The organism is Aerosakkonema sp. BLCC-F183 (assembly GCF_041929145.1).
Lineage (GTDB): Bacteria > Cyanobacteriota > Cyanobacteriia > Cyanobacteriales > Aerosakkonemataceae > Aerosakkonema.
On sequence record NZ_JBHFNU010000044.1, the window covers coordinates 43,830 to 65,135 of the forward strand.

Below are 21,306 nucleotides of genomic sequence, written 5' to 3' on the forward strand. Positions count from 1 at the left end.
ATGCTAATTTGTATATAATTAACATAAATTTATGTTGGAGCGGTCACATTTAAGTTTGCGTAACTGCTAACTCAAGACTTATCCTTATTCCTTCCTACATAGATAAAATCTTGGAATTCCTCAATGTCCGTTTCAACAATTGAGCAAGAAAACTCTAAGTAAATCAATTGTCCTGTTTTTGTTTTACAAACAACCTCCATATTTTTCAACACATCCTTTGGGTATAAATAATGTTGCTGCTTCGATATCCGTAAAAACTTTTCGTCAAGAATAATTAGTGAGATTGGCTGATTGATTAATTCCCATTCCCTATATCCGAATAAATTTTCCGCTGCCTGATTTACTTTTTTTATATATCCATAATTATTCGTAACTAATAAAACTTCCGCTAGCGCCGCGAAAATTTTATCTATATATTTTTTGTATTCTGTCAAAGCACTAGCTAAAAGGCTTGTTTCATTAGCTCTTTGGGTTAAACTTTGCTGCAACACCATTTTTTCTGTGACATCCTCCAAAACGATAATCAAACGACTTTGTAAAGTTTTTTCATCTCGATCGGCTACAACAAAAACATCAATGTAAAGAGGATTTTCCTGTTCTAGACAGCGAGCGATCCCTCTGATCTCAAAACTATTTTGCTCTCCTCTAAGTATGGCAATTAGAGTATCTTCAACACCGATAAATTCAGGAAAGCCCAGACGAATATCTTTTCCTTTGATTATCTCATCGGGACAATCGGCAAACCTTTGTACATCCCAAGATGCTTCTGTAATGAGGAAATCCTTATCCACTGCCATATATTCCATACGGCGGGGTGGCGATATGAGTTCTAAAAGTTTGTTTAAAAGAGGGTTCATTCTGGTTTGATACTTTTTTAGCTTAAGGTATCTTCATATCCTAATAATTCGGGAAATCTCTCCCGGAGATCGTTTCCAATTACCATCAGAGCGGGAGGAACACCAAACCGCTCTACTGCTTGAGATTTGTTTAAAATCAGGAAGCTTTTCTCGACTGCCAAATATTGAATTTGGCAGAGTCTTGAGCATTTGTTGAAAATTTTATCCAGTAGCCAATATTTCATATGGCGTGGGCTTGAGGATTGATTGAAAGTACAGGTTTTAGGTGGGTTCCACCATTTTGTAAGCTAACTTGTGAAAAATCAGGTCAACGTCTTTGCCTGTTTTAGCAGAAGTTGAATGAGTTGCCAATACTCGCGGCTCCTCAAATTGGTAGTTGTCGAGCAGTTTCTCGATTTTTTCTTCCTCGAACATATCTGATTTATTCAAGGCGGCAATGATAAATCCTTTGGGGTTGATGGAAAAAAACAAATTCATATGCTCTATCATGCGCTCTAAGGTTTCCTGACGGGTGACATCTGCGACGATGATGGCACCGCTGGCCCCCTGGAGGTAGGATGGCGCGATCGCCTTAAATTTAGTATGCCCCTCTAAATCCCAGATCATCATCTGCAAATTTAGCTTTTCCTGCTCCTTAACTCCTTCCAACTCTACAGTCTTCCGGGAAATCTTGACTCCCACAGTGGAAAGATACTGATCGCTGAACTGACGCTCCACAAAGCGGCGAATCAGGCTGGTTTTGCCTACACCAAAGTCACCCACAAGGCAAATCTTTTTGGAAATCGTGGACATGATTATTTATGTTTGAAGCCCGGAGTCACCGGCTGAAATTGTACACATCTACTTAACCATAGCGGTTGACGAGAATCTAGCCCTAACGGAGGATTTGGTGTACCTACCGCTTGCAAGCGTTTGGGTGGGATGCCTTCTGCCACTAGGGCTTGTCGCACCGTTTCCGCACGCAATAGTGCCAAACGCTGATTTTCTGTTGCGGTGCCGATCGTATCGCTATGACCTACTATTATCAGGTTTATTTGTTGATACCGATTCAGAAATGCTTTAACTTGAAGGACTTTGTTTTTGTTTTCTGCTTTTAACTCAGCGTCACCCAAATCAAAATAAATACGTATCGGTAGGGATAATTGCTGTAGTTGCACAGTATTGGTGACAGTATTAACCCCCGGTATTTTCTGAAAAGCCTGGGTAATTTTTTTGGCATCTTCCACCTCGGCTACAGTTCCCTGTACCGTGACTTTCCCTGCTTCATAACCAGATGAAATGGTAACGCCGTTCATCTGATTCAAAGTTAATGTGACTCGTTTTACTTCCGCTGCTGTTAAAACTGGATCGGCAGGTACTTCGACTGCGATAATTTTATTTTCTAACGACAGATTAGGTGCAACTTTTTTGGCAATTTGTTCGGCTTTGTTGCGGAGATATTCAGAAGGCAATTTTCCTTCTAGTCGCAGTTTGCCGTTATCTACATCAATGGAAAGTTGATAAATGGCTAACTCTGGGGTTGATGCTAATGCTAGGGCGGTGTTTTTCTCGATGCGGCGATCGCTAGCGTTACGGTATTGATAATATCCCCAAGGTACAAAAATTAAACCCGCTCCAACCAAAGCGAGGGCTAACAAGCCAATGGGTATAGATTTTTTGCCTTTTGAAGGTTTTTCCTCGCTGTTTACTAATCCTTCTATAATATAGTTGACTCGTTCGGGAATAATGCTGGGGTCTCCTTCGTAGTTTTTGATAATATCGCCATAGCTTTCTACGATGGCAAGGAGCCCTTCTTGCATCCTATGTACGTACCATTGCGGAGTTTCTCCTTGAGTTACTACAGCTAAATAACAATAGCCGGCCACTTCTAAAACTATCTTGGAATTGCCATAGTCGATCGCATCAATTTCCGATACATCACCAGTGCGAGCGATGCAGTCATTCACGAAGCTGCGGATCGCGGTTAGCATACCCGCCACCATTTCCGATTCCAATTTTTCATCGCCAGAAATTTGCGCTTCTGCAATCACCAAACCGGATGCTTTGTGAATTAAGAAAACGGCGCGGACAGCAAAAGGTATCGCTTCTTTGAATATTAGTTCCGCTTCCGAGACTCCCTGCATTTTGGCACGGATTTTGCGATTGAATCCCTCTAAGCTTAAGGCATTTTCGATTTTTTCGTTGATACTGCGAACTACGTCTGCCATGTATTTGGCAATTGTGCTGCCAATGATCGTATAAAGGGCATCCACCATCGTATCCCGCTCGATCTCAATCTGCGTTTTGATCGCTTTGCCCATTTCCGGTGCTAGCGCATCCGCGATCGAGTCTTGTTGCAGCCTAACTTGTTCTTTGATCGCTGATGCTATTTCTGGGGCGATCGCCTGGGCGATTTCCTGGGGATTATTGCGAATTTGTTTGGAAATTGCAGGTGGAAGCAATGGTGCGATCGCAGCGCTGAGTGCTTCTTTATCTTCTTCTCGCTTGCTTTCTAAAATTGCATCAATGATTGGATAAAGGGCATCCACCATTGCCTGTGGATTTTTTCTAACTTGCTCCTTAATCGCGGCTGGAATTTCTGGTGCGATCGCATACCCTATTTCTGTTGGTTTGTTGCGAATTTGTTGGGCAATTGCCACTGGAAGTGCTGCGGCTATAGCTGTACCGATCGCTGCTTTGTCATTTTTAGTTTTCGCCAGAATCGCTTCATCAATGATGGGAGCTAGCGCCGTGGCAACCGCTTCTCTTGATTCCGCCGAATCCGCAATTTTTCGCTCCAGCAGTTCGCAAATTATTGGCCAAAGCAGTTCGATTAATTCTGTGCGATCGCTAATTGTATTTTCTATATCTTGAATTTTATTTTGAAAACCTGTTATTACAGCCTGCATCTCAGTCATTTCCGGCCCTAACAGCATAAATTGCAGCTGTTTAAACGCACCGTATTTATCCTCTATATTTTCTGACTCAGACTCAGATGATGAAATTCGTTTGTTCGGATTTTTTGGGATTTCCTTTTCTTGCCGAGCGATTTCTTGTACTTTCTTCTCCTTTTCCTCTGGTTCCTGCTTGGCGGTAATCTCGCTATTTGAATCGGATAAATCGGATGAATCGGGCAACAATGATAACTCTTCGCCCCTAGATTCTTCTAATTTCTCCTCTATATTAAAAGTTTGTTCTGCCAGGTTTGCATCTGGCTCCAATTCGGCGATAATATTATCTGATGCGATATCTGAACTAAGCTCAGATAGCAAATCGTCGCTGTTTGCCTCTTCTACTTGTGCTTGTAAAGGCAATTGCTGTTCTGCCAGATATTCTTCTGGCTCAATTACGGATGAAGCATTTACATTAATATACCCATATCCATCTATAATCTCGTAATCGATCGCTTCCTCACTGCTCCTGGAATCTTCGTTCATTGGAGCAAGCGATTCGCTCGTCTGTTTTTCTTTCCTATCAAGGATTTTGAGGTCAATTAACAGATCTAGCAAGCCCTCAATCCGATCTATTTTTTGATAACTTGACTCGGTTGGCTCGGAAATAACATTTTCCCGACTCTCTACCTCAGTTGAATTTTCTTTTGACAAAGGCATAGGTAGGTATCCCCGCTCTTAGTGTTCAACTTTGCTACAGCAGTGAGTTGAAAACCGAGCGATGCCAAATAAAATTGTGCAATTTTATAGCAAGGCTTCAGCTCGGTTATTTAATCTATTCCCAGTTTTTACTTTGTCCTAGCAAACGAACATCGTTATACAGATTCTCAGTGTCGGCAACTTCCTTGAGCTGGGGAACAAACTCGTTTCCTTTCAGCCTCATGCCAAGCTCAAACAGAATTTCTGCCATATCATCTCTGGAAACTTTTACATCTCTCATCACCGAGATGCGCCGTTCCAATTCATCAAAAACCTGCGCTCTCAAACTCCGAACATCTTCCTGAAGTTTGCTTCTTGCTTGCGACAATTCCTCCCGCAGTGAAGATGTTTGGTTATCAACAGTTTGATCTAGCGCCTCAATCGAGTTGGAGAACTTTTTGTTGACGCGATCTAACTGTTGCCGCAAGTCGTTAATTTCTTCCTGCGATGTTAAATTAAGAGACTTGACTTTCTTCTCCAGCCCATCAACTGCTGCCCGTAGTTCTGTAGATAACACAGTCCTTACTTGATCGATGCGATCGCGCATCTCCTGCTGTACCAACGATATATCCGACTCTATCTTGTCAAAGCGATTGTTATATTCTCGCAGTTGAGGGCCAAAAATAATATCGCGAATCTGGTCAATATTGCCCAGTCGTTCGCGCATTTCCTCTTTTGTGATTTCTGCCATGCCAACCCCTTTGTTTATCGGGAACAATTGTTGAATAAAATGTTTACCTTTCTAGCCAAGGTGACTGGATCGTCCAAAGGCGATTTCGGACTAAGTTCCTTTTAATCTTACATTGTATCCCGGCTTTTGTTCATACCGACAATCCACAATTAAGCTTGCTTTCTTATCTAAAGTCCGTTTTGTTTGCTTGGATACAACTTTTCTATACCTTGACTTTATATACAATTTGTGATTATATGCCGCTACCCCCAACGCCTTTTGAATGAGTGACTTTTCTCGCCTCTCAGATGCTTCCATAGACGGGAATCGCCGCACCGCGCACATCTTGGGCAGCTTCCGAAGCCAAAAAACAGATAACTTTGGCGATAGATTCCGCTTTCACCCACTTATCGGCATTTTCCTCACCCATCGCTTGCCGATTGGCCGGAGTATCGATTACGCTGGGTAGAACAACGTTGGCAGTGATGTTCGTGCCTTTAGTTTCATCTGCTAGAGCCTGAGTCAGCGCCACCACCCCAGCCTTCGACGCACAGTAAGCCGCAAATTGTCCCGCAGGTTGCACAGCACCTCGCGATCCCACCGTCACGATACGCCCGTAGCCATTTTCCCGCATCCGTCTCAGGCTATGTTTGCACACTAAAAAAGTCGTATTCAGATTTAAATCGAAATCCCGTTTCCAATCCCAAAAGCTGTATTCGTGGGTTTTTCCCATCGCAAAACCACCCACCAGATGAATCAGCACATCCACCCGTTCCATGCGATTGATAACATTTTCCACCGAACCTTCATCCGTAAGGTTAGCGGGGATAAATTGAATCCTGCCAAAATCCTCCGGCGAGAGAATTCCCTTCAGGCGATCGATTTCCTGTCCGTTGCGATAGGGAATCGTCACTCCCGCGACACCGTGGGCCAAAACCGCAGGCGTCACACCCAAACCCAGTCCCCCAGTACCGCCAGTCAGTAGAACTTGCTTACCTTGCATCCCTGTTCCCTCATCTGCACACACAACAAAAGATAGCGCGATCGTACCCTCTATGGAAGGGGAGTGGGGGAGTGGGGGAGTGGGGGAGTGGGAAAAGTTTGATGATTTTGGTGATTGATTTACCACTTCCAATAATTATAATTTACCCAAAAATCGCAATCTAACCTATCTTTGTAGGGGCGAAGCATTCGGGCGACAATCCCTTCCTCAAAACCAACAAATCTTCTTCCCGAATGCTTCGTCCTCCCCTCACGCAACCAACCTGAAAAACAATATTTTTATATTAAAAATAGCTTCATTTTATTGTATTATATATTCAATAGTGCCAGCATATTTTGCTAATACTTGCTAACATCAATATAAATGACGAGACTGATTTACGACCAATTTGCCAAAGATTATCTCAAAGAATTGTTAACCCCTCTCGGTGAGATAGAAACCAGCGTAGATGTCCCAGGCGAAATCCGCGAAATAGATGTGTGGTTCACACCTTACCCATCCGAACAGAGGGGAGACGCAGGAGTGCTGGGATTGTTGGGACAACTCGCCAGTACCCCATGTATCTTTGAGCCTTTCCGCAACGCCGTCAACCCCAACCAAATTCGGAGTTGTATGGGTAAACTATATGATATCCACGCTAATTTACAACGTCAGCGTCAACGGGAAAACAGCCGCCTGGAAGAAGCTGATTTACCTTGGTTGTGGATACTTTCACCTACTGTTTCGGCAAATATTTTAAATGGATGTAAAGCCGAACTGGATCAAAAAAACTGGCTACCTGGAGTGTATTTTCTGGGAGAAATTCTCAAAACCGGAATTGTGGTAATTCACCAGTTACCGCGCACCCCAGAAACGCTATGGCTGAGAATGTTGGGGAAAGGAAATGTGCAAAAACAAGCTATTAATGAAATAGGCGCACTTCCACCCAATCATCCATTACGTTCCAACGCTCTTTTGTTATTAGCGAATTTGCAAGCAACCATCCAAGCGAGTCAAAATGTAGATCGAGAAGACCAGGAGTTAGTTATGGAATTATCACCATTACTTTTACAATGGGAAGAACAGGCTGTACAACGGGGTTTGCAGCAAGGTTTACAACAAGGCTTGCAGGAAGGTGAAGAACTAGGAGTAAGGAGGGGACACCGCACCATCGTACAGAATTTGTTGCGCTTGCGTTTTGGTGTTTTGGATGAAGAATTATCGAGAATTATTGAGCCTTTGTTGGAATTACCCCCAGAAGAGTTTACGGCGTTATTGCTGCAATTATCTCGCGAGGAATTGTTAGCTAGGTTTGGTAGTTAATTAGGTATGTTGTTGCGCTTTAGCGCTGAAGCGCAACTACGTAATAAAGAGAACATTAGGAGTTAATTATGGAATTATCACCACTACTTTTACAATGGCAGGAAGAGGCTTTGCATGAAGGTGCAAGAAAGGCAATACGCACTTTTATAGAAGCTTTCTTCCGTGTGCAATTTGGTGATTTGGATGAAGAACTATCAAAAATTGTTGAGCCTTTGGTAGAATTACCGTCAGAGGAATCTGTTCCATTATTGCTGCAATCATCTCGCGAAGAATTGTTAGCTAGGTTTGGTAGTTAATTAGGTACGTAGTTGCGCTTTAGCGCTGAAGCGCAACTACATACCTGTTATTATACGAGTTGTGCTTTTCCTTCCGCTTTTCCTGTTTGAAAAACACCCAAATTAAGTAATTTTATCAGAAACCAGCTTACAATTAAATTATGCGTGTCACCCAGACTCCATCATGTTAAAGTACAACCCAAGACATTACTTACCCTCTTCCGAGGAACTACCCGACTCTGACGATACACCAGTGGATAATCAATTACAACATTTAATTCCCGGTTTGCTAGAAGCAATCTTAGCCTTAGTTTGGGCGAACCGTATGGATTGGTTTTTTGGTGTTGATATGGGAGTATATTACGACCCCGAAGAACCTGCTGTAGTTCCAGATGGATTTCTTAGTTTAGGAGTAGAAAGAGTTTTTGATGAAAATTTGCGCCTTAGTTATGTGTTTTGGGAAGAAAATCATACTCCTCCTATTATGGTGTTAGAAGTTGTTTCCCAGACACGGCGGGGAGAATATACCAAAAAGAAGAAACTTTATGCCGAATTGGATGTATTGTTTTATGTGGTATATAATCCTCAGCGCCGCCGCAAAGCACCTTTAGAAGTATATCGTTTGGTGGATGGCGAATATGTTTTGTTACCGCAAGAGAATCCTGTTTGGCTACCTGAAATTGGGTTGGGAATTGGGAGAGAAAGGGGAACTTATCAGGGAATAACGCGAGAATGGCTTTATTGGTATGATGATAAAGGGCAAAGATTATTCACACCTGAAGAACGGATTTTGCAAGCGGAACAAAAAGCCGAAAGATTGGCGGAAAAATTGCGGGAATTAGGGATAGATCCAAATTCTTTAAATTGAAATTTAGGTACGTAGTTGCGCTTTAGCGCTAAAGTGCTGTGTTCCAGAAACCCGGTTTCTCTAAGAAACCGGGTTTCTTTGCAGCATGTTATAACTCCTATCGTGCTTTTCCTCCCGCTTTTCCTGTTTGAAAAACACCCAAACCGCCATCGCCAACACCAACAAAACGCATCCCCAAACTAGGTAACGGCGAAACATTTCCACAGAAAAATATCCGTTTTTAACCCTCAATTGGCTAGGATTTTCTGAATTGACAGTTTTTTAACTAGCAGCCATTTTTTGCACGTTAGCAATAATTTCCTTAACCGTTTCAGCATCGGGTGATTTAATTCGCTGCAAGATTTCCAGAGATTGCTGTAAACATTTTAGCGCCGTGTCAAACTTTCCTGCTACTGCTAACAATTGCGCCATCATCGCCAAAGTAGCGGCTTTTCCTTCTACGGAACCAATGCGTTCGCTTAGTTGCAAAGATTGGTGATAATATGCGATCGCTTTTTCCATCTCTCCCGTGTTAGCGTAGATAGTAGCCAATTGGTGCAAAGTAGCGGCTTTTGTTTTCACATCACCAATGCGTTCGGTTAGTTCCAAAGATTGGTGATAATATGCGATCGCCTTTTCGATCTCTCCCGTGTTAGCGTAGATATTAGCCAAACTGTGCAAAGTAGCGGCTTTTCCTTGTACGTTACCAATGCGTTCCTGTAGTTCCAAAGATTGCTGATAAAAAGCGATCGCCTTTTCGATATCTCCCGTGTTAGCGTAGATGATAGCCAAACAGTGCAAAGTAGCGGCTTTTCCTTGTACGTCACCAATGCGTTCGGTTAGTTCCAAAGATTGCTGATAAAAAGCGATCGCCTTTTCGATTTCTCCCGTGTTAGCGTGGATGATAGCCAAATTATGAATAATTGCCGCTTTTTCTTTTTCGTCTTCTGGCGGACAAAGTGAGAGTGCTTGTTGATAGTGTTGCTGTGCTAATTCAACTTCTCCTTGTACTTTTTCAGAACGTGCGAGTTGATGCAAAATGCGATAATCTTGATTCAGTTATAAGCTAGATTTGCATAACTGCACTGCTTCCCGAAATCGGCTTGTATTTTGCCATTTATTTGTCAAAACAGTTGCCATTTCTACCGCTATTTCTGCTTCTTTACCCAGCAACGCCAACCGATGAATTTCCAAACGTTGTTCTTCTGTAGAAGTTTCCGACTCTTCCACCAAAGGCGATAGAGAAATTGTCCAGCCGTGCGATAAATACTTTCTGCATCAGCCGGAAATTCTAGCAAAGATGCCAATATCCGAGGAACGCGATAGTGAAGTTCAGCTTGCGGATTGCTAATTTCCAACAAACCCAAAATTCCAGTGCGTTCAACGTGACTATCCAAATTAGAAATATTCCCACAAACAGCAGCAATCGCTACTTTAATTGCTTCAAACAGCGTTGCAATGTCCGCGGCCTTCCCACAAATTCTTCTGGTGTCGCCACTCGCACTTGCTGGGTAGCGGGGTCTAAAAATTGCTGCGGGATAGGTTAGTTAATTGGTATTGTCGTAATGCGACCCCATGACCCTCGTGTTCTCAAAAAATGAAAGGATTCGCTTATCGACATCCTCTTAGACCTCTTCTAATGGCTAACCATTCTCGCGCTAAACCGACTTGATTTTTATCAATTCTTTGCCCAACCATTTCCGGGTGTCTTCTATAAAAGATCTCATCAGCTCTGTCATCACAGATTTGAGCTGCGTTGTTTGTATTTGCCACTCTACCATACCCAGACAGTTCAGCCACTTGCTGCAAAGACAACAAACCTCTGTAGCGGCGACCAGCAATTTCCCAGGTAGGATAACCTTGAATACCTCGTCCAAGGCATTGCGAGTTAAGCGCACCCCCTCTACCTGCCGGGTAGCATTCTATGTATTGAATATTTCTTAACGCCTCTCCAAGTATCGCTTTTTGCCTTTGAGTGAAAGGACACCAGGAAGCACCATACATTTTGACACCCGTCTGTCTGAAATGGCGAGCCAGAGATGCCATTGTCTGTGCTACAGCAGGTTGAACTACGCTAATAGACTTGATTCCAATTGAGCCAAGGATGGTTAATGTTCCTATAGCGGCTACGCTAGAAAGCAAAAAATGCTTCCAAGAACCTGTCAACTTGTATTTCATTTAGTTTTACGGTGGTCTAGATAGGCTAAGCATATATACTTAGTATTCAGGCTAGCTCTCTAAATCCGGTTTGTCAACAGCGATCTTACTCACGTATATCTACTGGATCGTGGTAAGCTTCCCCCGTTTCGGTTTCGGTAATAAAATAAGGTGTGAAAGGTGCTGCCGTCGGAATCGAAGCGTGTCCGTTGAGGTGGAAAACATCAAAAGGTTCCTGGTAGCGTTTCCAAATTTTTAGCTATATCGTCAACCCAACTATGCAAATCACTCAATGTCTTCACGCCGCTATTCTGGTTTCCGATTTGGCCAAAGCCGAAGATTTTTATGGCAATATTTTGGGATTACCAAAAGTAGACCGCAATCTCAAGTTTCCCGGTGCGTGGTATCAAATCGGCAACTTCCAAATTCACCTCATTGTTGCCGATTCCATCCCATCGGATTTAGTCAATTCGGAAAAGTTGGGACGCAATCGCCATTTAGCTTTTTCTGTTGCTAACTTAGACGAAGCCAAAGCGCAATTGCTAAATCGCGGATGTACAATTCAAATGAGTGCATCGGGTCGCGCTGCTTTATTTACAGAAGACCCTGATGGTAACATTATCGAAATGAGCGAAATGTAGGGTGTTGGTGCTATTCAGTATTCGGGGGAATGAGAAACCGGGTTTCTTTGATTGCCCATTTCAATATTTTCTTACTTTAAGTGAAAGAAACCCGGTTTCTGGGATTATTCGCGTGGGGAATGAGAAACCGGGTTTCTTTGGTTGCCCATTTCAATATTTTCTTACTTTAAGTGAAAGAAACCCGGTTTCTGGGATTAAAAAAATGAAAATTATCGCCTACCTGTATAGCGACCCGCTGTTAGAATCACCACCAGAATCAACTATTTCCGGATGGGAGGTAGATAAAGTTTATCAAGATTTGGGAGGTCGTCAACAACTGGGAAAATTACTCGAAGATTGCCAAACAGAACGACCGGATTATCTATTAGTTAGAAGAGTGGAAGATTTGGGCGATTCCCTCACAGAAATCGCCAATTGTCTGGCGCAAATAGAATCTTTTGGGATTGAGTTAATTTCGATCGCACAATCCCCCACTTCCAATATCCGCGCCGATTTACTCAAACTTCTGCAAGAAATCCAAAAATACCAGCGCAGTCGCCGCATCCGTCAAGGACACGCCCGCAATCGCCTCAAAGCTTCGCCTCCCCCCGGCAAAGCACCCTATGGCTATCGGCGCGGCAAAGATAAATACATCCTTGACAAAAGTGCCGCACCTGTGGTAAAAGAATTTTTTGAACGATTTCTGATTTACGGTTCCTTGCGCGGCGCAGTGCGCTACTTGGCGAAAAAATACGGTAAAAAAATCTCCGTATCTACCGGGCGTCGCTGGTTAACAAATCCAGTTTATCGCGGCGATACAGCTTATCAGAATCACGAAATTATCTCCAATACTCACGTTGGCATAATTTCCAGAGAAGAAGGCGCACAAATCGATCGACTTTTGCGCCGCAATCGCCGAATCTCCCCACGCAGCGCCAGCGCCAATCGTTCTCTCGCCGGATTGGTTGTCTGTGGGGAATGTCAATCGCCGATGACAGTCGCCCGCGTCACCACACCCCGCCAAGCCAAAGAATACCTTTATTTGCGCCCGATAAGCTGCGCTAAACGTCCCAAATGTCGCGCCATTGCTTACGAGGAAGTTTTACAGCAAACTATTGCCACAATTTGCCGGGAATTACCCAAAGCAGTCGCCCAGATGGATTTACCGGATATGGGAAATATTAAAGCCGGAATTAAGAGTGCGATCGCCACCAAACAAGATATACTAGCTCAACTCCCCTCACTGTGCGAAACGGGTATCCTCGATACAGAAACCTCCCAGTTACGCACATACAAACTGCGTACAGAAATCGCTTCCTTGCAACAGCAACTCGCGCAACTACCCCCCGTCAACTTGCGCGAAACCGCCCAAGCTGTCTCCATTCCTCAATTTTGGCTGGATTTGTCCGAATCCGAACGTAGATTCTACTTTCGCGAATTTATCCGCCAAATTCAGCTATCCCGTGAAGATACAGAATGGCAATTGCAAGTAATCTTCATTTTTTAGGGGCTAGGGGCTAGGGATTAGGGGAGAGCGGGGGAATTAAGATTTTCTCTTTTCCCTTTTCTCTTTTCCCTTTTCCCTAGCCCCTAGCCCCTAACCCCTTTCTTGGTAAACTTATGTAAATACGTTTTAATCTTCACGATGATCTCTCGCCGCAACTTTCTAGGCACACTCTTAGCCTTTTGTCTAGCCTTACTCCCCTGGTTTAACTTCGCCCCAACTGCTTCAGCTCTCGGTGGCAAATTGCCGCCTCTCAATCAGCCCGCCCCAGAGTTTACTTTACCGACTAACACTGGGGATGGGGAAGTGTCGCTGTCCGATTATCGCGGTAAGTGGGTGGTTCTCTATTTCTATCCGAAAGACTTTACTTCCGGTTGCACCCTGGAAGCTCGCCGCTTTCAGGAAGACTTGCCAAAATACATCGAAAAAAATACTCAAATCCTTGGCGTTAGCGCCGATTCTGTAGATTCGCACGCGGAATTTTGTGACTCGGAAGGGTTAAAATTTCCTTTGCTAGCCGATACCAAGGGTGAAGTTAGTAAAGCCTATGGTTCCTGGATAGGTTATCTCTCCATGAGGCACACTTTTATTATCGATCCAGAGGGGATTATCCGCGAGGAATATACTGGAGTAAACCCAGCAATTCACAGTAGCGAGATTTTGGCTCGTTTGGATGAATTGCAATCAGCAAATTCTTAGCGAGTAAGGTGGGCAATGCCCACCCTACTGTTAGGCTAAGCCTCCGGTTTAAAATAATCTAATAATCGATCGCCCGAATCTGCCCTTACCAATCCCACCACCACATCGGGCAAGGCAGCTAAACTCGGATAAACTAAATATCGCGGTTCCCATTGAGGATGAAACTTTTCTTTGAAAGCGTGCAATCCTTTAAAATTGTAGAACTGGTTTAAGTGTTCGGAAAGATAGCGTAACGCCTTTTCTAAGCGAGGAGACTTTTCTGTTTCTCCTACACCAGAAAGCGCTGACAAACCGAGATTGAAACTATCGTATCCCATTTCTTTGCCGTGCTGAAGCATAGATACGAAGAGAAATTCCATTATCCCGTTTTCAACTTCAGCGCGTCGCCGCATCAAATCGACAGCAATTTGATTGAGTTGGTAAGCTCCTATTAAGTTAGCGAAAGCGCTGACGCGACCTTCTGAGTTATGTATGACTGCGATCGCACTATCGCGGATATAATTATCGTCAAACCAACCCACAGAAAAACGCTTCTCTGCACCCTTCATCATCTGAAGCCATTCATCGCTGACAGATTTCAATTCGCGCAGCAAATCATCTGCAATCGGGGGCTCGTAAAATTTGAATTTATATCCCAACTTAGTGAATTTATTAACGGCAGTTCTTAAATTTTGATTGGCTTTACCTTTGGTAGAAAAAGCATTGAGATCGACAATAGCTTCTTGACCGATTTGCAACACTCGAAAGCCAAGCGATTTGTAAAGTTCCAGTTCATCGGGTAATGTTTGGTAAAAAGCGGGATACCAATCATTGCGATCGCAATATTTTTGAAATCCCAAAATCACCTCTTGCCGCTCTGACGGTGGGCCAATGGGGTCTCCTAGCGCGATCGCACCCCGACCCTTCGGGACATAAGCAATTACACTCTGACCAGAAGCGCTAAAATAATAAGACTTATCATCAAATAAAACAAATCGCGCCAAAGAAGACCGACCGTACTGCTGCACAATTTCTTTCGCCATTTCTCGCTCTTTTGATGTCGCTGAGTTACGCAGCAAAACAGGTCGAAAAAGCATAAAGAGAGCATAACTCAATGTGACAGCACCGACAATATAAATAGAATCGGCAAAAAAGTTACCAAATCGAGTTTTAGGTTGCAAACCGGCATTGTCTTCTGTGAAGAACATCGCCAAAGTTTGCAGGATAGCGCCGGGAAAATCGAAGTTAATCGGTTGTTTGTTGACCTGGAACTTTCCATCCATGATGAAAAAGCCAGCTGTTCCATATGCCAAAGTGAACAACAATGCGCCAATCAGCACGCGAATCCCTTGCGCGATCGAAGGTCGATCCGACTGCGCCGTAAACGCATTTCGCATCACCAGTAAATGAATTAACAGCACTCCCGCTAGCAAACTTTCCTCATAGTCAAATCCTTTTAATAAATGGCTGACTATGGAGACAATTAACAACACAATTGTGAGCAACCAAGCAACTCGTTTGCGTCTTAACAAATTAGCTGCTAAAGTTAACAATATAAAACCTGCGATCGCCGCAAACAAATGCCCGCCCGCTCGAATATAAAATGGAAATATTTCCTTCAGCCACGCTGTCCGCTCTGGTTCGCTGGGCGTCACAGCAGACCACAGGTTGACAATTCCCACCAACCCCGTCAGCAACGCCGCAGTCCACAGTCCAATACGAGTGTGTTTTGCCAGCACAGTATCTCCGCTACTTTTACCCCCATCGACCCTAAAGTAGCGATTTATTTGTTTAAGTGCAAATTGAACTGTCTTCCGCCGCGCATTCCTCCTCCAAATCTTTGATTTGGGGGAGGTTAGCGGCGGTCAGGATATTAAAACACGCATCAATCAGGTTCGTCTTGGTGCAAGGATATAAGTTTTTAGAATTTCTAATGGCGCTCCACCTGCACTAATTACACTTGGGAGCGCCAGTCCAAAAAACAGGTTTCCAGTAAAACTTATTAATATGTTCTGCAAATTCTTTTCTAATTAAACGCGTCGAAACTGTTTTGAAGCTGTTCACTAATTTTGCTGGAGCTACATCGGGAGATCTATCTATTAAAAGATGTACGCGATCTGACTCTCCCCCAAACTCAATTAACGCAAGATTTCTGTCCAGCACATATTCTGGAAAATATCTCCTAATCCTCGTAAGTATTTCTGAGGTAATGACCTGGCGTCGATATTTAGTTACGAACACTATATGTAAGTTGATCTTGTAAACGCAATGCCTGTGAGAGTTTAAGTTAGTTGACATCTTTGTACACTAATGTTAGATTAGTTATATGTTAGCAACACGACGCACAACTTTTCGCTTATACCCGAATCAAAATCAAACGGCAAAATTGTTTGAGTGGCGACGGTTACACTGCTGGTTCTATAACCAAGCATTAAGTGACCGTCAAGTTGCGTATAAACGGGATAAAAGAAGTGTTGGCTATTTTGACCAACAACGTGCAGTTAAGGTTATACGCCAAGTATTACCAGAATTTAAAGAACTCGGTTCTCACGCACTGCAAGCAACTGCTAAACGGGTTGATTTTGCCTTCGTGCGATTTTTTCAGGGATTAGGAAAATATCCACGTTTTAAGTCATTAAGACATTATTCGGGTTGGACTTATCCTTGTACATCTGGATGGAAAGCGCATACAACTGGTACTAATGGTTATCTCGATATTTCCAATCTGGGACAGATCCAAATGAGGGGAAAAGCGAGAACTTGGGGCAATCCTACTACTTTAACTATTGTTTACCGTAACAAAAAATGGTATGCCTCAATCACAGTTGTTTGTGATGTACAACGAGAAACTGGTAACGGCTTAATTGGCTTAGATTTTGGTTGTAACGTTGCAGTAATGGGAGCAGTCCATTTAGGTGATGGTGAGTATGAACAAGTAGCTATCGACAATCCCAGACACCTAAAACAAGTTCAAACCAAAATCAAATCAGCTAACCACCAGAAACGGCGGAAACGCTCGCATAACTATAAGAAAAAGATTAAAGCATCAAAAGGATGGAGGAAAGCTCAGAATAAAATTAGTAAATTAGTCCGTAAAGTTGCCAATCAGCGACAAGATTTTATTCACAAAGTAGCGGCACACATTGTCAGCAGTAATAGCATGGTTGCTACTGAGAAACTTCATCTCAAAAACATGACCAAGAAAGCCAAAAAGGGTAGTAAACGGAAACAGCAAAAAACTGGATTAAACCGTTCTATCTTAGATGTGGGAATGGGAATGTTACGGTCAGCGATTGAGTATAAGGTTGAGGAAGCTGGTGGGATATTTGTAGAAGTTACTACCCAGAAAATTAAACCTTCTCAACGCTGCCCAAAATGCGATTATGTTAAACCTAAAACTTTAACAGAAAGAATTCATTATTGCGTTCAATGCAACTATACCTGCGACCGTGATTTTGCTTCGGCTCAGGTTTGTGCAGAGTATTTACGCACGGGGTTGGGAACCAGCCTCGAAAAGCATGGATGTTCGACCTCTATTTCTAACCCCAAAGTTGTCAAAAACTGCGGAGGTTTAAAACAAGTTGGACAGAAGAAGTGCCAGAAACTTCGTCCAAATCTTTGATTTGGGCGGAGTAGTTCATCTGCTTTCCTACATAAGTCAACGCATCCGCAAGGTGTTTGTGCCAATAGTTCCAGCCTGCATCTGGGCCAACAATCCCATGTCCCCCAGAAAAGGCGTGAAACTCATTGGCAATGCCTAATTGATTGAGCTTTTGGTGAAACTGTTGCGTAGAGGTGAGAAAATTGCGATCTTCTTCTCCCGCATCCAAGTATACGCGCAGGCGCTGACGTACTTGCATTGGTAGCTGTTGTACAAAAGATTGCGGACTATTAGCTGCGCCACTGGAATCAATAAAGTAACCGCTGGAACTGAACAAAATATTAAAGTTATTCCAATGTCGCAAACCAATATTAAACGCACCCCAACCGCCGGATGACTGACCTCCCATCGCCCAAAACTGCGGTTCTGGCAAAGTCCGGTAGCGCGATTTTACCACTTGTACCAGTTCGGAGCCGATCGCAGTTCCCACCTTGCCATTTGGCCCATCGTAGTATTGCGGGTCCCAGAAAGGACTCGTACCCCGGCGATCGTTCCCATCCGGCGTAATTACAATTGAAGGAGGCAATTTGTTGCTTTTGTAGAGGTCGTGAAGTACGGAGGTAACAGCAGCTTTCTCCTCCCACGCACTCGCATCCCCATGTCCCCCGTGCAGCAGAAAAATGACTGGATAGCGTTTTGTAGCATTTTGGGCATAACCTGGTGGCAAAATCAAGCCGTAGGTACGTACCTCACCCATCGCCGCGCTATTGTACGTCTGGAGCTGAAAAGTCAACCCAGTATTCCTTTCCACTTGAGGCGGGTCTAACTGAGGGACACCTGCAATAAACACGTACCAGTAACCACCACCAGCTAAGATAGTTACCGTACTTGCACAAATAATAAGTATCTTTCTCAGTTGCACGGCGGTCAAATTTCCTCAGAGCGGTTTCTAGACTTGGGTCGCGTCCGGAACCACAACATGATACCGGTGATAGCGAGAGTTAGCAAACCCAAAGCGTTCAGGAAAGGGTAGATAGCTTCTAAATTCAAGGGGCCAAATTCACCCTTGTGCCAATCTAGCAACCAATCAAAATCGCCCGCTTTGTCTGTCATATCCGCAACCTGATAAAGCGATCCGGTAATCAACGTCAGCAGGATCGGTAAAATCATGATGGGGGCAAAGATCCGATGTAGCTGACGCAGACGTGCTTGATAAATTCTCATAGCAGTGTTTTGATTAAGTAGAAAGAACAGCGATCGTCTATGAATGCCTGACCGATCGACTGGTAAATCTTAATTTAAGACTTACACAGCCATTTGTCATTGCCATGACAATACAATAAACCTGATATGACAAATCTTAAACTTTGCTGAAATCTAACTTTTGACTTTTAACTTTTGACTTTCTCTGATGGATATTTTAATTGTTGAAGACGAACCGGAAATCGCCAAACTTATCCAACTGACTTTGGCAGCAGAGGGATTTTCTTGCCAACAATGCCGCGATGGACTGACGGCATTGCAAATGTTTCCCAAATTGCAACCCGATGTAATTTTACTCGACCTCATGCTTCCCGGTTTGGATGGATTGGAAGTATGCGCCCGCATTCGCCAAAAACCCGGCCCCAAAGACCCCTATATTTTGATGCTGACGGCTAAAGGGGAGGAAATCGATCGCGTCATCGGTTTGTCTACTGGTGCCGATGACTACTTAGTCAAACCTTTCAGTCCCAGAGAACTGGTAGCCAGAGTGCGTGCCTTATTGCGGCGCAGTCTTCGTCACAGTGCAGAAAACTTGGTTTATCGCACCCAACATTTTACCGTTGATGTCGATCGTCGTACCGCCTACCGCCATATGAATGTCGATCGATCTGAAGAACTCGACTTAACCACATTGGAATTTAACCTTTTAACTACTTTTATCAGCCATCCGAATCGCGCTTGGAATCGCACCCAATTAATCGATAAACTTTGGGGAGACGACTTTTTTGGCGACGAACGGGTAGTAGATACTCATGTAGCCAGACTCCGTAAAAAAATCGAACCCGATCCGGCTAATCCCATTTTTATCAAAACAGTGATCGGCATTGGCTACAAATTTGAAGACGGCGTGAGTAATTAAATTTTTATGCCAAAGCTTAATCTGGGAACGCGCTTATTTCTTTCCCACCTGCTAGCGATCGTAGTAGGAATAGGCAGCTTTTTCATTATTGGCAAAGTCTCTTCACCCCGTTTATTTGTGCTGCACCTGCAAGAACTCGAAGGAAGGGGATTTTATTTACGCTATGCGCGTACTCAGCTAGTGCAAGGATTTGAAAGCGCCTGGAGTCGCAGCAGCTTTTGGGCATTCATCGCCGGAGCCACCGCCGCCGGTGGATTGAGCTATTGGGTATCCCAGCGCATTATGCAGCCTCTAATCCAAATGGAACAAATTACCCAAAAGTTTGCCGCTGGAAAATTAGATGAGCGAATGCCTGCATTGGAAATTCCAGAACTCCATCAATTGGCTGTCAGTTTTAACCGCATGGCATCCAGTCTGGAAGGTGTGGAACAGCGCCGCCGAGAATTAATTAGCGACCTCACTCACGAGCTGCGAACGCCGCTAACGGTGATTCGCGGTTACTTGGAAGAACTTGCAGACGGCAGGATTCCACCATCTCCAGAAATTTATCAGCAATTAACAAAAGAGACAAAGCGCCTAGAGCGATTGGTAAACGATTTGCAAGAACTATCGAAGGCAGAAGCAGGTTATTTACCGATCAATTTGCAGTCAGTTAATTTGCGTCCTTTGTTGGAATCTTTGGTACGAAGATTTGCCGACCAGTTACTGGAAGACGGCCCCGTTTTGCGATTGGAATGTCCGCCCCAATTGCCTCTCGTAAAAGCCGATCTTGACCGAGTGGAACAAGTTATGGTAAATTTGCTGGGAAATGCCGTGCGGTATACTTCGGAAGGTTCTATTACTATTCGCGTCTGGACTGAAGCAAGCAAACTTTGGATTGCAGTTATCGACACAGGACAAGGTATTGCACCGGAGGATTTACCTCATGTGTTTGAGCGTTTTTTCAGGGCCGATCGCTCGCGTGCCAGACATTCTGGAGGGACAGGAATTGGTTTGGCTATTTCGCGCCGATTAGTTGAACTTCAAGGCGGTAATATTCAGGTGGAAAGTCAACTTGGCAAAGGTAGCACTTTTCAGTTTTGGCTTCCTTTAGTTTGAAAAACTTATTGTTCGATTATATGCTCTACCTTATTTTTACCTTCATTCTTGATGCAGTACATTAAATAATCAGATTTTTCGATGATTTCCTCAACTGATTCTGGTGGATTTAGGAAAGTTATCGCCCCGATACTAAAGGTTGCAGGCCATTTGTTTTCATCCATTAGATGCACAAGTTGCTGTTGAAGTCTGGCGATAACTGTCTCGGCTGTGTCGTATCCTATTCCAGGCAGAAGCACAGCAAATTTATCGCCTCCCATGCGAGCAATTATATCTGTATCGCGAACATTATTTCTTAATTTTTGGGCTAAAGTTTGTAGAACTATATCTCCTAATTTATAACTACCGTAATCGTTAATTTTTTTAAAATCATCAATGTCTATATATACAACTGTAAAAGAATGTCCGTATCGACGGGCTCTTTTTATTTCCATGCTAGCTAATTCGCTAAACGCCAGTCTATTTTCTACGCCTGTGGTGGGGTCTGTTCTGACTAGCTTTTTCTCTCGGTTTCGGGCTATCTTCAATTCAGATAAAAGATAGCTAACCGTTAAAAAGAAACCTAGTCTGACTGATGCGTTCCAATAATGAAATGCAGAAGACAGGGGTGATTCTATGGGATTTACGTTAGATATAAACCATGCAATTGCACTGGCAAAGCATATTAATATACCAAACTTGTCTCCCGTATACCAGGTCGCTATGCTAATTGGAATTAAATAAAATATTGATAAAGAAATATCGTTGTTTATCAGATAGTCAATACAGCCAATAAGAAACACCAACAAAAACGATAATACTAACAAGAATGGCCTTGGTTTATTTTCGAGATGTTTTGTTATATAGCGCAAAAAAATCATAAATCCATATAAAAACAAAATGCTGGTATGGATTATAGTCTAATTACAACAAAAGGGATAGGCAGCACACCCTATCCCTTGAG

General features: G+C 43.5%; 23 protein-coding genes. 9 read left to right on the forward strand and 14 right to left on the reverse strand.

From position 1 onward, the window contains the following. Positions 1-71: 71 nt before the first annotated feature. The 6 genes from ACE1CD_RS11660 to fabG all read right to left on the reverse strand — a co-directional run bounded on the left by ACE1CD_RS11660 (position 72) and on the right by fabG (position 6,285). Positions 72-857: a PAS domain S-box protein gene (locus ACE1CD_RS11660; protein WP_374824123.1), complete on the reverse strand. Its 786-nt coding sequence runs from the start codon at positions 855-857 to the stop codon at positions 72-74. 17 nt (positions 858-874) lie between these two features. After that, positions 875-1,081: a hypothetical protein gene (locus ACE1CD_RS11665; RefSeq protein ID WP_374795975.1), complete on the reverse strand. Its 207-nt coding sequence runs from the start codon at positions 1,079-1,081 to the stop codon at positions 875-877. A 37-nt stretch (positions 1,082-1,118) separates the two neighbouring features. Continuing rightward, a complete protein-coding gene (locus tag ACE1CD_RS11670) occupies positions 1,119-1,649 on the reverse strand; it encodes a Rab family GTPase (RefSeq protein ID WP_374795976.1) in 531 nt (176 codons plus the stop codon). 2 nt (positions 1,650-1,651) lie between these two features. Beyond that, positions 1,652-4,447 (reverse strand): OmpA family protein, encoded by a 2,796-nt coding sequence (locus ACE1CD_RS11675; protein ID WP_374824126.1) that lies wholly within the window; start codon positions 4,445-4,447, stop codon positions 1,652-1,654. Positions 4,448-4,562: 115 nt separating this feature from the next. Further along, on the reverse strand, positions 4,563-5,177 hold the full coding sequence (locus ACE1CD_RS11680; protein WP_374795978.1) for a hypothetical protein: 615 nt from the start codon (positions 5,175-5,177) through the stop codon (positions 4,563-4,565). Between the two features lie 283 nt (positions 5,178-5,460). After that, a complete protein-coding gene (gene fabG, locus ACE1CD_RS11685; protein ID WP_374795979.1) occupies positions 5,461-6,285 on the reverse strand; it encodes a 3-oxoacyl-ACP reductase FabG in 825 nt (274 codons plus the stop codon). 237 nt (positions 6,286-6,522) lie between these two features. Here fabG and ACE1CD_RS11690 point away from each other — a divergent pair, with 237 nt between their 5' ends. From ACE1CD_RS11690 to ACE1CD_RS11700, 3 genes are all read left to right on the forward strand, one after another. Then, complete coding sequence (locus ACE1CD_RS11690; RefSeq protein WP_374824129.1) at positions 6,523-7,461, forward strand: hypothetical protein; 939 nt, start codon at positions 6,523-6,525, stop codon at positions 7,459-7,461. A gap of 68 nt (positions 7,462-7,529) precedes the next feature. Beyond that, positions 7,530-7,757 carry a hypothetical protein gene (locus ACE1CD_RS11695; RefSeq protein ID WP_374795981.1) on the forward strand — a complete coding sequence of 76 codons (228 nt, stop codon included), beginning with the start codon at positions 7,530-7,532 and terminating at the stop codon, positions 7,755-7,757. A gap of 163 nt (positions 7,758-7,920) precedes the next feature. Continuing rightward, a complete protein-coding gene (locus ACE1CD_RS11700; RefSeq protein WP_374824132.1) occupies positions 7,921-8,604 on the forward strand; it encodes a Uma2 family endonuclease in 684 nt (227 codons plus the stop codon). 261 nt (positions 8,605-8,865) lie between these two features. Here the strand turns inward: ACE1CD_RS11700 and ACE1CD_RS11705 are convergent, their stop codons facing one another. From ACE1CD_RS11705 to ACE1CD_RS11715, 3 genes are all read right to left on the reverse strand, one after another. Continuing rightward, on the reverse strand, positions 8,866-9,621 hold the full coding sequence (locus tag ACE1CD_RS11705; protein ID WP_374795983.1) for a tetratricopeptide repeat protein: 756 nt from the start codon (positions 9,619-9,621) through the stop codon (positions 8,866-8,868). A 110-nt stretch (positions 9,622-9,731) separates the two neighbouring features. Then, positions 9,732-9,980 carry a hypothetical protein gene (locus tag ACE1CD_RS11710; RefSeq protein WP_374795984.1) on the reverse strand — a complete coding sequence of 83 codons (249 nt, stop codon included), beginning with the start codon at positions 9,978-9,980 and terminating at the stop codon, positions 9,732-9,734. A 214-nt stretch (positions 9,981-10,194) separates the two neighbouring features. Next, the gene (locus ACE1CD_RS11715) at positions 10,195-10,761 is read right to left on the reverse strand and encodes a hypothetical protein (RefSeq protein ID WP_374824134.1); all 567 of its coding nucleotides are present in this window, start codon (positions 10,759-10,761) and stop codon (positions 10,195-10,197) included. Between the two features lie 257 nt (positions 10,762-11,018). Here ACE1CD_RS11715 and ACE1CD_RS11720 point away from each other — a divergent pair, with 257 nt between their 5' ends. The 3 genes from ACE1CD_RS11720 to ACE1CD_RS11730 all read left to right on the forward strand — a co-directional run bounded on the left by ACE1CD_RS11720 (position 11,019) and on the right by ACE1CD_RS11730 (position 13,563). Then, entirely contained in the window at positions 11,019-11,381 is a 363-nt protein-coding gene (locus tag ACE1CD_RS11720) for a VOC family protein (protein WP_374795986.1), read from the forward strand. A gap of 202 nt (positions 11,382-11,583) precedes the next feature. Beyond that, entirely contained in the window at positions 11,584-12,867 is a 1,284-nt protein-coding gene (locus tag ACE1CD_RS11725; protein WP_374824137.1) for a recombinase family protein, read from the forward strand. Positions 12,868-13,005: 138 nt separating this feature from the next. Then, on the forward strand, positions 13,006-13,563 hold the full coding sequence (locus ACE1CD_RS11730; RefSeq protein WP_374824140.1) for a peroxiredoxin: 558 nt from the start codon (positions 13,006-13,008) through the stop codon (positions 13,561-13,563). A gap of 35 nt (positions 13,564-13,598) precedes the next feature. Here ACE1CD_RS11730 and ACE1CD_RS11735 read toward each other — a convergent pair whose 3' ends face one another. Together ACE1CD_RS11735 and tnpA are read right to left on the reverse strand one after the other, a co-directional pair. After that, positions 13,599-15,281: a phosphatidylglycerol lysyltransferase domain-containing protein gene (locus tag ACE1CD_RS11735; protein WP_374824143.1), complete on the reverse strand. Its 1,683-nt coding sequence runs from the start codon at positions 15,279-15,281 to the stop codon at positions 13,599-13,601. A 211-nt stretch (positions 15,282-15,492) separates the two neighbouring features. Further along, complete coding sequence (gene tnpA, locus ACE1CD_RS11740) at positions 15,493-15,840, reverse strand: IS200/IS605 family transposase (protein ID WP_374795990.1); 348 nt, start codon at positions 15,838-15,840, stop codon at positions 15,493-15,495. 28 nt (positions 15,841-15,868) lie between these two features. Here tnpA and ACE1CD_RS11745 point away from each other — a divergent pair, with 28 nt between their 5' ends. Continuing rightward, positions 15,869-17,164, forward strand: a complete 1,296-nt coding sequence (locus ACE1CD_RS11745; protein WP_374795991.1) for an RNA-guided endonuclease InsQ/TnpB family protein — start codon at positions 15,869-15,871, stop codon at positions 17,162-17,164. On the opposite strand, the gene ACE1CD_RS11750 is transcribed toward ACE1CD_RS11745, so the two are convergent. Then, on the reverse strand, positions 17,097-18,065 hold the full coding sequence (locus tag ACE1CD_RS11750; protein WP_374824146.1) for an alpha/beta hydrolase: 969 nt from the start codon (positions 18,063-18,065) through the stop codon (positions 17,097-17,099). The genes ACE1CD_RS11745 and ACE1CD_RS11750 overlap by 68 nt on opposite strands. 5 nt (positions 18,066-18,070) lie before the next feature. Next, on the reverse strand, positions 18,071-18,367 hold the full coding sequence (locus tag ACE1CD_RS11755) for a PepSY domain-containing protein (RefSeq protein ID WP_374795993.1): 297 nt from the start codon (positions 18,365-18,367) through the stop codon (positions 18,071-18,073). A gap of 187 nt (positions 18,368-18,554) precedes the next feature. On the opposite strand from ACE1CD_RS11755, the gene ACE1CD_RS11760 reads away from it, so the two are divergent. Together ACE1CD_RS11760 and ACE1CD_RS11765 are read left to right on the forward strand one after the other, a co-directional pair. Then, on the forward strand, positions 18,555-19,265 hold the full coding sequence (locus ACE1CD_RS11760; RefSeq protein WP_374824149.1) for a response regulator: 711 nt from the start codon (positions 18,555-18,557) through the stop codon (positions 19,263-19,265). A 6-nt stretch (positions 19,266-19,271) separates the two neighbouring features. Then, positions 19,272-20,363 carry a sensor histidine kinase gene (locus tag ACE1CD_RS11765; protein WP_374824152.1) on the forward strand — a complete coding sequence of 364 codons (1,092 nt, stop codon included), beginning with the start codon at positions 19,272-19,274 and terminating at the stop codon, positions 20,361-20,363. 5 nt (positions 20,364-20,368) lie between these two features. Here ACE1CD_RS11765 and ACE1CD_RS11770 read toward each other — a convergent pair whose 3' ends face one another. Continuing rightward, positions 20,369-21,223 carry a GGDEF domain-containing protein gene (locus ACE1CD_RS11770; RefSeq protein WP_374824154.1) on the reverse strand — a complete coding sequence of 285 codons (855 nt, stop codon included), beginning with the start codon at positions 21,221-21,223 and terminating at the stop codon, positions 20,369-20,371. Positions 21,224-21,306: the final 83 nt, after the last annotated feature.